1 protein-coding gene is annotated in these 251 nt (G+C 45.8%); it reads right to left on the bottom strand.

Annotated elements, in window-relative coordinates; all coding sequences use genetic code 11:
• Nucleotides 1–251: carboxyl transferase domain-containing protein (locus BTV98_RS13310; protein ID WP_368664880.1), on the bottom strand; the 251-nt coding region annotated here is incomplete at both ends.

Below are 251 nucleotides of genomic sequence, written 5' to 3'. Positions count from 1 at the left end.
CCCATTTGATAGAGATTAATCGCATTTAATTTTAATGCTTCACTGGCATCCTGTGCTTTTTCGGCCGTTTTCCACAGGATAGACGCACAGCCTTCTGGAGAAATGACAGAGTAAATACTGTTTTGCAGCATATTTACCTTATCGCCAACGCCTATTGCCAATGCACCGCCTGAGCCACCTTCACCGATAATGGTGACGATGATAGGCACTTTCAGGCTAGAAAACACGGCGACACTTTCAGCGATGGCTTG

Source organism: Psychrobacter sp. Cmf 22.2 (genome assembly GCF_001921745.1).
Classification (GTDB): domain Bacteria; phylum Pseudomonadota; class Gammaproteobacteria; order Pseudomonadales; family Moraxellaceae; genus Psychrobacter.
This window is presented reverse-complemented; position numbering and strand designations above follow the sequence as displayed.